12 protein-coding genes are annotated in these 14,272 nt (G+C 42.5%); 11 read left to right on the forward strand and 1 reads right to left on the reverse strand.

Annotated features, from left to right (window positions below; all coding sequences use genetic code 11):
• Positions 1-135: 135 nt before the first annotated feature.
• On the forward strand, positions 136-1,557 hold the full coding sequence (locus CWO84_RS16855) for an undecaprenyl-phosphate glucose phosphotransferase (protein WP_101053999.1): 1,422 nt from the start codon (positions 136-138) through the stop codon (positions 1,555-1,557).
• A 4-nt stretch (positions 1,558-1,561) separates the two neighbouring features.
• Here the strand turns inward: CWO84_RS16855 and CWO84_RS16860 are convergent, their stop codons facing one another.
• The gene (locus CWO84_RS16860) at positions 1,562-2,671 is read right to left on the reverse strand and encodes a VanZ family protein (protein WP_101054002.1); all 1,110 of its coding nucleotides are present in this window, start codon (positions 2,669-2,671) and stop codon (positions 1,562-1,564) included.
• 287 nt (positions 2,672-2,958) lie between these two features.
• Between CWO84_RS16860 and CWO84_RS16865 the strand changes: the two genes are divergently transcribed.
• From CWO84_RS16865 to CWO84_RS16910, 10 genes are all read left to right on the forward strand, one after another.
• Positions 2,959-4,443, forward strand: a complete 1,485-nt coding sequence (locus CWO84_RS16865) for a lipopolysaccharide biosynthesis protein (RefSeq protein WP_101054005.1) — start codon at positions 2,959-2,961, stop codon at positions 4,441-4,443.
• Positions 4,444-4,446: 3 nt separating this feature from the next.
• Positions 4,447-5,538 (forward strand): glycosyltransferase, encoded by a 1,092-nt coding sequence (locus tag CWO84_RS16870; protein ID WP_101054008.1) that lies wholly within the window; start codon positions 4,447-4,449, stop codon positions 5,536-5,538.
• Positions 5,539-5,545: 7 nt separating this feature from the next.
• Positions 5,546-6,145 carry an acyltransferase gene (locus CWO84_RS16875; RefSeq protein ID WP_101054011.1) on the forward strand — a complete coding sequence of 200 codons (600 nt, stop codon included), beginning with the start codon at positions 5,546-5,548 and terminating at the stop codon, positions 6,143-6,145.
• A complete protein-coding gene (locus CWO84_RS16880; protein WP_101054015.1) occupies positions 6,135-7,373 on the forward strand; it encodes a glycosyltransferase in 1,239 nt (412 codons plus the stop codon). The genes CWO84_RS16875 and CWO84_RS16880 overlap by 11 nt, the downstream gene beginning before the upstream one ends.
• A complete protein-coding gene (locus tag CWO84_RS16885) occupies positions 7,370-8,599 on the forward strand; it encodes an O-antigen ligase family protein (RefSeq protein ID WP_101054018.1) in 1,230 nt (409 codons plus the stop codon). Before CWO84_RS16880 ends, CWO84_RS16885 begins: the two co-directional genes overlap by 4 nt.
• A gap of 40 nt (positions 8,600-8,639) precedes the next feature.
• Positions 8,640-9,509 carry a glycosyltransferase family 2 protein gene (locus CWO84_RS16890; protein ID WP_101054021.1) on the forward strand — a complete coding sequence of 290 codons (870 nt, stop codon included), beginning with the start codon at positions 8,640-8,642 and terminating at the stop codon, positions 9,507-9,509.
• Between the two features lie 18 nt (positions 9,510-9,527).
• Positions 9,528-10,652 carry a glycosyltransferase family 4 protein gene (locus CWO84_RS16895; RefSeq protein WP_101054024.1) on the forward strand — a complete coding sequence of 375 codons (1,125 nt, stop codon included), beginning with the start codon at positions 9,528-9,530 and terminating at the stop codon, positions 10,650-10,652.
• A gap of 285 nt (positions 10,653-10,937) precedes the next feature.
• Positions 10,938-11,843 (forward strand): DUF6625 family protein, encoded by a 906-nt coding sequence (locus CWO84_RS16900; protein ID WP_101054027.1) that lies wholly within the window; start codon positions 10,938-10,940, stop codon positions 11,841-11,843.
• A gap of 91 nt (positions 11,844-11,934) precedes the next feature.
• Positions 11,935-13,107: a glycosyltransferase family 4 protein gene (locus tag CWO84_RS16905; protein ID WP_101054030.1), complete on the forward strand. Its 1,173-nt coding sequence runs from the start codon at positions 11,935-11,937 to the stop codon at positions 13,105-13,107.
• 77 nt (positions 13,108-13,184) lie between these two features.
• The gene (locus CWO84_RS16910) at positions 13,185-14,252 is read left to right on the forward strand and encodes an acyltransferase (protein ID WP_165786357.1); all 1,068 of its coding nucleotides are present in this window, start codon (positions 13,185-13,187) and stop codon (positions 14,250-14,252) included.
• The last annotated feature ends 20 nt before the right edge of the window (positions 14,253-14,272 follow it).

The following is a 14,272-nucleotide window of genomic DNA, read 5'->3' on the forward strand; positions in this document are numbered from 1 at the left end:
TTGTAGGCACCGAACGGATTACATGCCACCGCCGGTGTAGCATTAAACTTTCATTAAGCTGAAATAATCTTGGCTTAAAGTCCTATAATCAGGCAGGCAAATGATCAACTCATTAAGCTAACCAGTATATTTGATATGAATCAGTTTCGCCCAAAAGGATTTATCAGGCCGTTACAGCCGGAATTGCAGAGCATTAAGCGGGCCATGGATACCGCGTTGATTTTTATCACGCTATATGTCTCGCTACACATCTATGGCGAGCCGTTCGACCGTGAATACCTGGGTTTATTTATTGTCTGTACCGTGCTGTTCGGTATTTTTGCCGAGCATCAAGAGATCTATCACGGCTGGCGCGGTGATCCCCTGTTTGACGACGCCGTGCGGATATTATTATCGTGGATAGTGGCCTTTGCACTGATTGCCAGCAGTTTTTTCGTATTTGACCTTGGCTTTGAATATTCGCGGCAAGTCTTGGAATTGTGGCTGCCGCTGGCGCCGCTCAGCATCATCATGCTGCACTCGCTGCGCCGCTCGACATTGTCTTATTTGCGGATGCACGGCCTTAACACCCGTAACTACGCGATTTTGGGCGGCAATTCGCTAGGCAAACGCCTAAATGCCGCGCTGACTGAAATGCCTTGGCTGGGCTATAGCTTTGTTGGTTTTTTTGACGACCGCATCGAGAACAAGCAGCGCAGGCAGGATGAAGACATGGTCGATGTCATCGTTGGCGACTTTAAAGAGCTACTGGAAAGAGCGCAGCGCGGAGAAATCGATCATATCTATATTACCTTGCCGTTGCGAGCGGAAAAACGGATCAACCAACTGATCCGAGAATTGGCTGATAGTACGGTGTCGGTAAATATAGTCCCGGACTTTTTTACCTTTAACCTGATGCAGTCCAAACTCAGCAGCGTAAAAGGTATTCCGGTGGTCAGCGTCTTCGATACGCCTTTAAATTCATCGCTGGATGGCTTCGCCAAACGCCTTGAGGATCTGTTGCTGTGTGCGATCATTTTGCCGATTATCGCTATCCCGATGCTGATCATCGCCATTGCGATCAAGCTTACCTCGCCGGGGCCGGTCATTTTTAAACAGATGCGTTATGGCGTGAAGGGTGAGCAGATTGAAGTGTGGAAATTTCGGTCGATGTCGGTGTGTGAAAATGGTGAAAGCATCAAACAAGCCACTGCCAACGACAGCCGGGTGACGCCGTTAGGTGGTTTTCTGCGGCGGACCTCGTTAGATGAGTTGCCACAATTTCTGAATGTGTTGAGCGGCACTATGTCCGTGGTCGGTCCACGGCCGCATGCGGTGGCTCACAATGAATACTACCGCAAACAGATTCAAGGCTATATGCTGCGGCACAAAATGAAACCCGGCATCACCGGTCTAGCGCAAATCAGCGGTTGCAGAGGCGAAACCGAAACCATCGATAAAATGGAAAGACGGATTCATCACGACCTGGAATACATCCGCCAATGGTCCGTAATTTTGGATTTAAAGATTGTGATCGTGACTATTTTCAAAGGATTTGTGGGGCAGCAAGCTTATTGAGCTGTTAGCAATTAATGCTGCTTGAACGGTAAAAACCTGATAAGGCCCAGCCCGTAAAAATACCAGCGGTGTCAATAAGAACATCACCTAGTTGAGGGCCGCGTCCAGGAATGAATAGCTGCAACACCTCGGTAGCAAAGGCAAATAACGTCGTTAAAACAAGTGCTTTGAAAGTCGATAGGTTAAACCATCCGCGATTGCTCGCCGTTGCAGCTAATAGCCCGAACATAATAAAGTGGCCGTATTTGTATTTGTCCAGTTCGGGTATCGAAAATGTAAGCCGAAAAACGCTTAGCTCATCAGAATGGATAATGTAGGCGCCAGCATCCGCGGATGGCAAAATCGACTCGCCGATGTATTCCTTTAAGGAGTTCGGCATTAAAACGCCGGCTAAAATGCCGAGCGCAATCAGCAGAATTAGGGCGTGAGGACGCCTGGTTGCCGCTTTGTGAACTAGCGGTAAGCCGACCCACAGTCCCAGGAATGTCCAAATAGCTATAAACCATGATCTGTATCGCCCAAATTCGGGATTGGGTGTTGCTGGGCGAAGGCTAAGCGTTTTAACGAAGAACTGGCCTTTCGCGTGAATTAATTGGATTATCAGTTGAAGTTTGGCCGTATTTTCAGCTATCCGAAAAACGCGTTCGTGGTACGCCCAGTCCGAGGAGCCTTTTTGCGCAACTAGTAGGTGGGGATGGTTATACATCGCTTTGTTGAATTGGTCATAACCCACCAATATGACTCGAGCAGTTTCCCATGGACGAAGACCGTCGGTTATTCCAATGGTTTTGGTGTAAGCACTTAAATGCAGTAATGAGCCAGCGGTTACAGGCGGAATAAATTGTCCAAGGCTAATTGCGCGTTCGAAATTTGGGGCGGAGAGAATAACACTCGTTTCGGGAGGCGATACGAAATTAGAGAGATTAGTGGTGTCGATTTTCGCTGCCGGATGTATCTCTACGCCGGTTTTTGACGGTATCCACTTGGAAAATCCATCGTTAAAGCTAGAGTTTATTAATATTTCCTTGTCCGAATAAATAAACTGCGGGAAATAATTAAAAAAGCAGATGGTTGCAATGCAAACAAAAACGATAGAAGTACACTTAAAAGTCATGCATTTGCCTATGTTGGGGTTTAATAAATTTAATTGATACAAAAGGAGTTTACAGAATTTATATAGTACCGGTAGTGCCTTTGGATGTTGTATTTCTAAGGGCGCCTGAAGTGGCAAAGCCGTTAAAATGAGGCGCTTTTCCTCTCTTTATAAAGAGGGGTGCAAAGAGCCTAAGGCTTAATTAACTGTATTGCCTGCAGTTGGGCGGTTGTAAAAAAGGCCGTAGTTCTATTATATCGCGCTAGATTGAAATTGCGGGTAATTCAAAAGCGTCTTCTGAATAAAATATGAGTATATTGCACAGTATTAAATGGAATTATTTGGGAGCGCTATTTAAAGGCGTGTCGCAGTTGGTGGTGTTGGCCATAATGGCCCGACTTTTAGCGCCTGAAGAATTCGGGCTTATGGCATTGGCATTGACTGCGGTTAAAGTTGGTGGTTATTTTTCCGATTTTGGTTTGGCTGCTGCAATACAACAGAAATCAGAAATAACTCGCTCGGACATAGAAGCGTCGTTTTGGTTTTCGCTTATATCGGGTCTATTTTTTTTTATAGCCACATATTTTTTGGCGGAGCCTTTGGCGGAGTTTTTTCAGACTCCAAAATTAGTGCCTGTTATTGAATTGTTGGCCGTAAACTTCATTTTGATTGGCGCATCGGCAACGTCTACCGGGTTGTTGAAGCGAAATATGAATTTTAAATATCTGTCTATAGTTGAAACTGTTACCTATTTAATCGGTAATGGTTTGGTTGGTGTGGTTTTGGCATATTATGGATTTGGAGTATTTAGTCTGTCGGCTGCTTACTTGACACAAACGTTTCTACTCTTATTGGCTGCGTATGTAAAAACACAGCATTCATTGAGAATTACATTCAGGCTGGCCGATTATAAACATATCATAAAGTATGGTGGTGGATATTCGGTCGCCAGTTTTATGACATTCATAGGCTCAAACATAGACCATATTCTAGTGGGTAAGTTCTTCCCGGCGGCTGAATTAGGATTATGGAATAGAAGTAGGAACTTAATTTCAATGCCGGCTTATAACTTGCTAGTATCCATAACCAGAGTACTATTGCCGGCATATTCAAAATGCCAGAATGATAAAGCGCAATTTCGAGAGCTTTATTTAAAAAGCCTGGTAGTAACCGGGTTTTTTCTAATTCCCGTTGGCGGCGGGATGTATGCGGCTGCAGCCCAGTTAGTTGAAGTACTACTGGGGGCGAATTGGGAAAACGCGGTTAACTTTGTGCAATTGTCCGCAATATTCGTGCCTGTAGAAATGTTGGCTAGCGTTGCTGCTACCGCTTGCAGCGCATTGGGTGCATTATCCCTGCAAATAAGACTGCAAGCTTATTTACTAGTACTGTTGATTCCCGCTATGTTGTTTTTTGCGCTACAAGGTCAAATCATGCCAATTTTATTGGTGTTGACTTCTTATTACTGGCTGCGGTTTATTATTTATATTTCTATCTTGAATGTGAAGTTGGGGATTCGTTTTTGGCTTAGTATAAAAATACTAGTTTCTCAGCTATTGGCCGGGGCATGGATAGCCGCTTTAATATACTTAATGTCCAGGCAGCTGCTTGATATTAATTCGTTTCAGTTGCTACCTTTGCAGATGCTAACGGGCGCAGTTGGCTTTATGATATATGTCATTATCGGACCTGCAAAATATTTCAGAGTAATCTTGCGATGTTTTATAGACGCTCGCCCACCAAGTTCTGGGTTGGCTAAATTGAGCAAGGCGCTGTTAAAGAAAGGGTATTAAATTATGAAGAAATTACGGCTTTTATATTTACCTGTAGAAAACGTGGAAGGCGATCAGCGGGCACGCCGCAAAATTTTCGCCGATATGCTCGCGGAAGGAAGGTTGGAGGCATTGGAGATTTTCTCTTATAGACTCTTCGGCCGCGAGTACGGATGGGACGAAATGGCTAAGAGAGTTCTCGATATCGCCAGAGAGTTCGCCGCCGATGCCATTTACTGGCACGGACTTTGGGGTGGACACTTGAATGAAGACATTATGCGCCAGATAAAAAGCCTGCCGTCAAAGCCTGCTATTTGTAACGAAAATGGCGACCCGTTCGGTAATATTTGGGTTGTGCCTTACCCGAAATGCTTGTTAAGTCTGGTCAAATATACTGATGTTTGTTTCAATTCCGGATTAGGTCGCGTGGCGGAATATTTGAAAAGAAAAGGGGCAGGCCACGTATATTTGCTGCCGCACGGCTACGACGAGGTGTCGTTTAACGATTTGGGCCGGCAGGAAAGTAGTTACGAAAACGATTTGGTAATGATCGCGAATCAATGGAAATCTCGTCGGCCTTTCGCTTCGGCACCTGGAGCCAAGTCTAGGCCAATGCTGATTCAAGCGCTCGAAGAAGAGTTTGGCAGCAGATTTGCCTTGTACGGAAAGGGATGGGACAAATTCTCATGCGCACGAGGACCGATAGATTTCTTTAAGCAGGTCGATGCCTACAATAAATCCAAAGTGGCGATTGGTATTCCGCAATTTAGCGATATCGAATACTACGAATCGAATAGGCCTTTTAACACCATTGCCACCGGCATCCCTTATGTTTCTGGTTACTCGCCCAAATTCGACCAAATCCTGAAGGATGGAGAACATTGCCATTATTTCAAAACTCCGCAACAAGCAGTAGATAAAGTCAAGTGGTTATTATCGCTACCTGACGGGCAGCGAGAAGCAATGGGAATGAGTGCAGCTCAGTATGTGCGGGCGCATCATACGCAGCGCCATAGAATGGAAATATTGATTGATATAGTAGAAGGTGTTTGGGCATATAAACACGAAAATGCACCTTTTCCTAATGATCCAATTGCCTCATATTTAGCGAAGTAATTTAAGAATGAATATTTTCTTGAGAATTATTAATAAGATAAGGATGCTATATTGGCAAGTTATGGGCTACGGACTTGCTAGAATGCATGGAGTAGTAATAGGAAAAGGTTGTAAATTTTACGGATTACCAATTATTTCCAGAGCTAAGAATTCTCATATCGTTATTGGTGATCGTGTAGTATTGTGTTCGGATTCCAGGTATACCGCGCTGGGAGTGAATCACCCTGTTATCTTGAGAACCTTAAGGGAAGGGGCTGAGTTAAACATCGGTGACGACAGCGGACTGAGCGGGTCTTCTATATGCGCGGCAGTGAATATTACAATCGGTAAAAAATCCTTGATAGGAGCCAATGTTTTGCTTTTTGACACCGATTTTCATGCAAAAAGTCCTGTCAATAGAAGATATTGTAGGGAAATGGAGAAAATTGCTACTAAGCCCCTGGTCGTTGAAGACAATGTTTTTATAGGTGCTAACTCAATTATAACTAAAGGTGTGAATATCGGCTGTAACAGTATTGTTGGTGCCGGCTCGGTAGTAGTGAAGGCCGTTGCGGAATCTAAAATAGTTGCAGGAAATCCTGCTAAGGAAATTGGCAATGTCAGCTAAGAAAATACTTTACGTGCAGCACTCCGGAGCCAATGGAGGTTCGCCGATGAGTTTATTTTATCTTCTGGAGTTTGTAAGAAAGGAATATGAAATAGTTGTATATTTTATAATCGACGGTCCGGCGGTTGATTTTTATCGAAAGGCAGGGATTCAATGCAAAATAAATACCAGGCTTGGCAAGCTCCCTCATTGTACGATAGAAAATCAATCCCTAAATCCGTTTTCCGCCAAGTTTTACCACAACCTAAAAGTTTATATACGACATTATTTAAAGTTGTTACCAAGTTATTATGAAATGAAGCATATTATAGCGATGGAGCAACCGGATATTGTTCACCTTAATTCATCCGTTTTAATTTCAGAAGGCCTTGCCGTCAAGGCAATGGGAGTGCCATTGGTATGGCATATGCGAGACTTTCTTGAATATGGGAGCTTTAGATTTCGTTATGGTGTTTTAAGAAAAATTATTTCCAGTTGCGCCGATGTGGTTATTGCGTTATGCGACTCGGAATTGCAAAGAATAAAGCCGGAAAAACGCGGCGTAGTCGTTCCTAATTTTGTCAGTTTCGATAAGTTTAATCCCGAAAAGGTTGTACCGGTTAATCTACGCCAACAACTCGATATTGCTGAAAGTACAAAGATCATAGCGATGCTGGGTTGGAATACGCCTGCCAAAGGTGCGCTGACATTGCTAAAGGCTTTTGCCAAGATAAAGGATAATCATCCCGACACTGTGCTGGTGTTGTTCGGGGAAGGGGAGCGGATAGCCGACCAAAACAAGCTTAGAAATTTATTGCGTTGGTTAACCGGCAAGAAAAATTTGCGATTACAAATACAGGAAGTGATCGATCACTACGGTTTGCAAGATCGTGTATTTTTTCCCGGAGTGATATTTGATATCGCAAATTATATTGCCGAGGTAGATATTATCGCCGCGCCTTTTACCGAACCGCATTTTGCCCGGCCCATCTTGGAGGCGGGAGCCATGAAAAAACTGATTATCACCAGTGACATCGACGGCACTCGGGAAATGGTCTTGAATGGTGAGGCAGGGATTTTAGCAAAACCAAATGACGTTTCAGATTGGATTAAAAAGTTAGATGCAGCGCTAATAGAGAGCCCTGTAGATAAAATTCAGTGTATGTACACAAACACTCAACTTGCCTATAACGCAGATATAAATGCTGAGAAAACAATTTCAGAATATCAAAGCTTATTGAAACTATGAATGCTGGTACTAGAGGTTTTAAGTATAGAACTATTACGATTTTAGTATTTTGTTGCTATGTATTTTGGGATTTTTTTGGAATAGACATGACTCTGACTGGAGGAGAGGAAAGAATTCCATTTCATAGGATTTTTATCTTTCTGACTCTAGTTCTGTTATTAGCCAATTTCAAGATTGTTGCCGAAGTTTTGACTAAGAGTAAGTTATTTTTATGCTTGATTTTCTACGCTTTATTGTCTGTTGCGTGGTCAGCCGATCCCAAAGCCACATTGATGATTTTTATATTCCTATTGTCGTCGTTGTTAATTGCGGTTATTACAGCTTTAGCATTCTATGACAGGCACAATAATTTTATCGCTTGGTTGTTTACACTGACTTTTCTTATGGTGCTGGCCAGTATTTTTGTGGCGCTAAAATATCCGAAACTCGGGATTAACTCGTCTGATTTTGCCAAAGTCCGTTGGATAGGCATTACAAATCATCCCAATAAATTAGGCGGATTGGTGCTGATTTCGATTTGGTGTAGTGTAAATTTATTTTTTAGCGAGGGAGGTTTTTTAAGAAAAGCTATTTCATCCGTTGCGATAGCGGCAGCGATGTATGCGGTGGTAATGGCGGACAGTATGACAAGTATTGTAGCCTCATTTGTAGTAGTAGTATCGATGCTGTATTTTAGGTTCTTGGGTCGCGCGAGTGCATCATTCAAACTCGTGCTATTTGTTGTTATAGGATTAGGCTTTATGATAATTACCACCTTCTATATGAACAGCGAAGAAATAGTCAATAAGTCTCTAGCAAGTGGTGGGCGTGATACAACGTTTACAGGAAGGTCGGCATTGTGGGAAAGAGGGGTTCAGTCATTTTTTGATAGTCCTTTAATTGGGCATGGTTTTGATAATCTGGATGGATTGACTCAAAAATATGGCATCAAAATGTCACACCTACATAATGGTTATATAGAGGTCCTTGCAAAAGGAGGAGGGGTCGCAATAGTTCTACTTTTTTTAATTATATTAAAAAACTTTCGATGTTTAATGTTTATCAAAAATGTGAATCCAGGCCTTTTTGCTTTCTTATCGACCGGTTTTTTGGGGATATTGGTGCATAATTTAGCGGAATCGTCATATCTGAGAGGGTTAAATGGGCTAAATTTGACGTTCATGCTAATTAGTTCGTTTTTGGTTGTCTCAGTTAATAGAATTGACATGATTGGCAAAAATCGTTAGTTTCAGTCTTTGTCGACTACAAAATAACTAGAAGTGTTTTATGAAAATATGGATTTGTGTTCCTGTTTTTAATAGAGTCAGTTTTACTATTAAATTTTTGGAAAGTCTTAGGTTACAGACTAATCAGAATTTCAATATTGTGATTTGCGACCATGGTTCATCTGATGGTACCTCTGATTTGATTAGAACCGATTACCCTGAAGTGCATTTAATATCGGCTGATAGCAGCTTATGGTGGACTGGCGCCATTAATCGTTGCGTAGATTACGCATTGGAACACGCAGCGCCCGATGATTATTTGCTTACTCTGAATAACGATACTGAGTTGCCTCCTGATTATTTGGCAGAGTTTGCCAAATTGATTATTAAATATCCGCATTCGGTATTAACTTCAGTGCCGCACGATATTAAGAACGGAAAGCCCTTGTCGTTTGGATTCCGGCAAAGCTGGTTGATCGCGAAGTCGATTCCCGTGAGTTTCGAAAAAGACCATTTGCCGGGCGATGTCGATGTTGTATCCGTGACTCATGCATCTGGACGAGGGACATTGTTTCCGATAGGCGTTTTCAAGGAATTGGGCTTATATGATGAGATTCATTTGCCTCACTATGGCGCCGATTACGATTTCAGCCATAGAGCGAGAAGGGGCGGATATCGCATATTGAGTTGCCGGAATTGTAAGGTGTATTCCTATGTTGAGGTCACCGGAATGGCTGCATTGCGTAGTCAACTATCTGCGAAGCACATGTTCGACTATTTTACCAGTATTCGTTCTCCAGCGAATATAAAGGTCCGTTGGTGGTTTGGGTGGAATAACTGTCCGAGGATATTATTTCCGATCTACATAATGGTAGATTTAGCTAGGGTAATTTCAGGGTATTTTATACACTTATTACTCGCAAAAAACTAAGGCTATAACAATTAGCGTATGAAAATAGTGATCTTCCAGCCGATGCTGAAGCAATATCGGATACCGTTATTCAAATTGATGGGCGAAATGTTAAGCGAAGCCGGTCATGAATTGAGGGTAGTATGTGGAACTCCGCCTAGTCATGAAAGGAATAAGGGCGATAATGTGTTGGTCAGTAATCAATATTGTGTAGTCGATGCAAGCGTCTGGTTGTTCGGGGGCAAACTACATATTTTGCCTAGCGCTATGCGGCATATTGTTTGGGCCGATTTCGTGATCACTGAGCAGGCTAATAAACATTTGCATAATTATCTGTTGATTTTAGCGCGTTTAATTGGATATAAGCGATTTGCATATTGGGGACATGGTCAAAATAGACAAGGTAATCCTCATAGTTTTCGGGAAAAGATAAAAAAACTATTATCTACTCAGTGTGACTGGTGGTTTGCTTATACGCCCGGCGTCGCTGAGTATGTTTCCATATTAGGGTATCCGAAAAATAAAATCACTGCTCTGAATAATAGTATTGATACATCATGTTTCAAGCAACTTTTGTCTGCTCAGGAAGGGGAGGCCGTTAACGCCTTAAAGGAGCGATTAGGAATACGTGATAAATCTAGGATAGGTTTATTCTGTGGCGGGTTATATTCCGATAAAAAATTAAGGTTCTTATTGGATGCCTCAATAGCAATAAAAGAAATTAATCCGGATTTTATATTATTGGTGGTTGGCGATGGAAATGATCGTAGATTGGTGGAGGAGTACGCCTGTCAGCATGAGTTTGTAAAATATCTTGGACCGTTATTCGGGTCGGATAAGGCCTTGGTTTTTAAATCGGCGGAGATATTTCTGTGTCCTGGGTTGGTTGGATTAGCGATTTTGGACGCTTTTAGTGCAGGCTTGCCGTTATTTACTAGCGATATTCCCAATCATAGTCCCGAGATAGAATACCTTGAGCATGGGGTTAACGGTATGATTACCGCGCCAGAGATAAATGTTTATTCGGAAGCTGTATCTCACTGCTTGGGTGATCAGGCTTTGTTGTCAATGTTGAGAACAAATGCGTTAGCTAGCAGTGTTCGATTTTCTATTGAGAAGATGGCTTCAAACTTTGTTGATGGCATATTAAAGTGCCTCATGTAAATGGCAGTTAATAACTGTTATGCCGTGCTTAATTTGCTTGAAGTTCACCAAGCGCTCTGTGCTTTTCAATATCAGCTAATGGTTATGTATGGCATGGCGCGTTCAATATCGAAACTCAATAAAATGGAAATGCGCCAGCTGGAGCATGTATGTCCAAATTAATGCCTTTGATGTGTTTCTTGCACTCTGGTTTGGGATGATGCAGATTTTATTTCATAACCTTTCTCGTTCTGTTATATGTATTCTAGAATTTAAACCGTCATTCCTGGTTAGTAAGGGTTTTATATGAAGATGATCGTTGCCAATATTTATTTTGGTAAATGCCCTGCGTATTTTGATTTGTTTGTCAGATCATGCGGATACAACTCAAAAATCGATTTTTTATTTTTAGTTGATTTTGAAGTTAATTTTAAGTTGCCACCCAATGTCAAGGTTGTAAAAATAAGTTTTCAGGAGGTAAGAGAGAGTTTTCAGCGCCATTTTGATTTCCCGCTGGCTCTTGACTCTCCTTATAAATTGACTGATTTTCAGCCGGCGTATGGGGAGTTATTGGCCGAGTACTTTAATGGCTACGACTGGTGGGGGCATTGTGATTTCGATATGGTGTTTGGCGATCTGAATCCGTTACTGGTGGAGGCGGCAAGCGGAGATTATGTCAAGATATTTCGCAGGGGCCATATGACCCTGTATAAAAATACGGCCAAAATCAATTCCATTTATAGAGAAGGTCAAGGACTTTTGGATTTTCGACGGATTTTTTCAATCAAGCAGTTTTGCAACTTTGATGAGACTAACGGCATAGATGCCATCTTCGCAAGTTTGGAGTTACCGGTATTTAGAGGCGAATTAATAGCCGACATTGCGCCGCGGTCGGCTTTTTTGCATATGACGTCCCATCCTAATCATTGGGGGCAGTATTTTATTTGGTTGCAAGGCAAATTACATTGTTTCTCTAATGATGGATGCAGTAGGGAGTTTGTTTATATCCATTTGCAAAAAAGGGCAATGGTCGAAGCTTATAAGGATTTGGATGTACCCTTGGGGATTATTATCTGTCAATTCGGTTTTTTTGAAAATCGGTCAAGCTTAATGGTTAGCTTGCTCAAAATATGTTGTTTTCTACCTAATTTCTCCCATCTCAAGCGTTTCTTTTGGCCGCGGCTATTATCCAGGTTGACTGGTCGACGGTGAGCATTCATAGGCCTTAGTTTGTGAATATGTCTATATTATCCAAGTCCCATGGCCGCGAATGACGCGACAATCTACCGTTATAAGTTGAGAAATGAAAATTCTAGTTGTTCATAACCGATATCAACAAGCCGGAGGTGAAGATAGTGTTGTTTCGGCTGAAATTTCACTATTAAGTCAATATGGACATAACGTCGAAGTCTGGACTGTAGACAATAACACGCTAACAGGGGGGCTTGGCGGCAAAGTTAAAGTGGCGTTGTCAACTTGTCATTCAAAAACCAGTTTAGCGGCAGCGGATAAGCTATTAGGCAGTTTAAAGCCGGATTTGGTTCATGTGCATAATTTCTTCCCTCAAATCAGTCCGGCTATTTACGATGCGTGCATTAATGTCGGTGTTCCGGTTGTCCAGACGTTACATAATTATCGGCTGATTTGTCCTGGGGCGTTTTTAATGCGCGATGGAAAAATCTGCGAACAGTGCATTAATGGAAGCCCGTATCAAGCGGTTTTGTATGGTTGTTACCGCAACTCCCGATTAGGCAGTTTGGTGGTCGCGCATATGGTTGCACGGCACCGGGCATTGAGAACCTGGAATACTAAAGTAGATCGTTTTATTGCGTTAACGGAATTTGCTAAAAGTAAATTCGTTCAAGCCGGTTTCCCTGAGGATAAAATCTGCGTTAAACCCAATTTTGTCGCGGATTCGCCATCGGTGGAGAGTTTGGGGCATGCCGGGCGTGATACTAGACAGGCACTATATGTTGGCCGACTCAGTCCGGAAAAAGGTATTGCTACTTTGGTCGAGGCATGGGGTGGACTTCACGGCGATTGTGTCTTGAAGGTTGCAGGCAGTGGCGAGCTGAGCAATCGGTTTGTTGGAATGGATAACGTGCAATTATTGGGTTTTCAAAACAGCCAAGCAATTGCTTGTCTAATGCAGCAGGCCGGGTTTTTGATACTACCTTCCGAATGGTACGAAGGTTTTCCAATGGTGTTGTTGGAAGCCTTTGCCAATGGACTGCCGGTAATTGCTTCCCAAGTTGGGAGTTTGGCGGAAGTTGTTCAAGAGGGAGAAACCGGATTATTGTTCGAGCCAGGAAACTCGAAAGACTTAGCCCAAAAAGCGCGTTGGTTGTTAGAGCATCCGGCAGAACAAGTTCGTATGGGGCTAAACGCAAAGCGGGCATACAACGAAAAATATACGGCAGAAATAAATTATACCCAGTTGGCTGCAATTTATGCCGACGTTATTGGAAAAAGTTAAGACTTGTACCGGCTTGCCGGCTATTCGTTATGGTTGGCCTTTCAAGTAAATGCTGCTCCGCGTAAGGAATGTTAAGCATGGCAAAAAATCAGCATATATTGCTTATAGATGGATATCGGTTTTTGGCTGCAATTTCTGTGGTTTGTTTTCACTACTTTGCAGATGTCAATTCAGCACAGACTCGGTTTAATGTCTTGTACGGAAAAATTTTCGAATTTCCGCATTTGGCATTTTTCGAATACGGCCGATTCGGAGTAGACCTGTTTTTTCTTATCAGCGGGTTTGTGATAGCGCTCAGTGCTGAAGGACGATCGTTTAGCGGATTCCTCGCCTCGCGTGTCGCCAGAATCGTGCCGACTTACTGGCTAGCGATTATATTAACCTCGGCAGTTATTTTGATTTTTCAATATCAACCTTTAAGTTTGCGGCAATTGTTTGCAAACTTGGCTTTTTTACAACGCCCCTTGGGCGAGAGCTTTATAGATGGCGTTTATTGGACGATAGCAATAGAGTTTCGCTTTTATTTGTTAGTCGCTGTATTAATCCTATTCAAGGTTTACCGGTTTTATCATTGGCTTCTTTTGGGGTGGGTGGTTCTTTGTTTTGTTGACTATTATGGGGTAAATATAGGGTGGATTAAGCAGTTGTTTATCACATCGTATGGTTATTATTTTTCCGCCGGGGGGGCTTTTTACCATATCTATCAAGAAAGACATCGAATGTTGTCTGTTATGACGGTTGTCTTGTCCTTCTGTCTGGCAGTCCTGGTTGGTGTAGATCGGTTTAAAGAATTAACGGATATTGGTGTTGGCTGTGTTATTTTCGTTTGTTATGGATTAATGTGGCTTATATCATCAAAAAGGTTTGACGATATTAAGTGTAATTCCTTGGTCGTCGCTGGCGCTGTTACGTATCCCTTATATTTGCTACATTTGAAAATTGGCAATATTCTGATGAAGCATCTTACAATTACCGCAAGCGGCATATTACTAAATATTATTATTATGGTTGGTATGTTACTGCTGTCTTGGGTGGTAAGTCGTTATTTTGAAAAGTCCGTCAATCCTGCCGTTAGGCGTGGGTTGGAGGCGTTATTGTCCGGTTTGCATCAGTCTGCGTCCAGGTTACTCAAGCCAGCTAATTGAGCGCTGAGAGTTAGCTGGCG

The sequence above is a fragment of the Methylomonas sp. Kb3 genome (assembly GCF_002834115.1).
GTDB lineage: Bacteria > Pseudomonadota > Gammaproteobacteria > Methylococcales > Methylomonadaceae > Methylomonas > Methylomonas defluvii.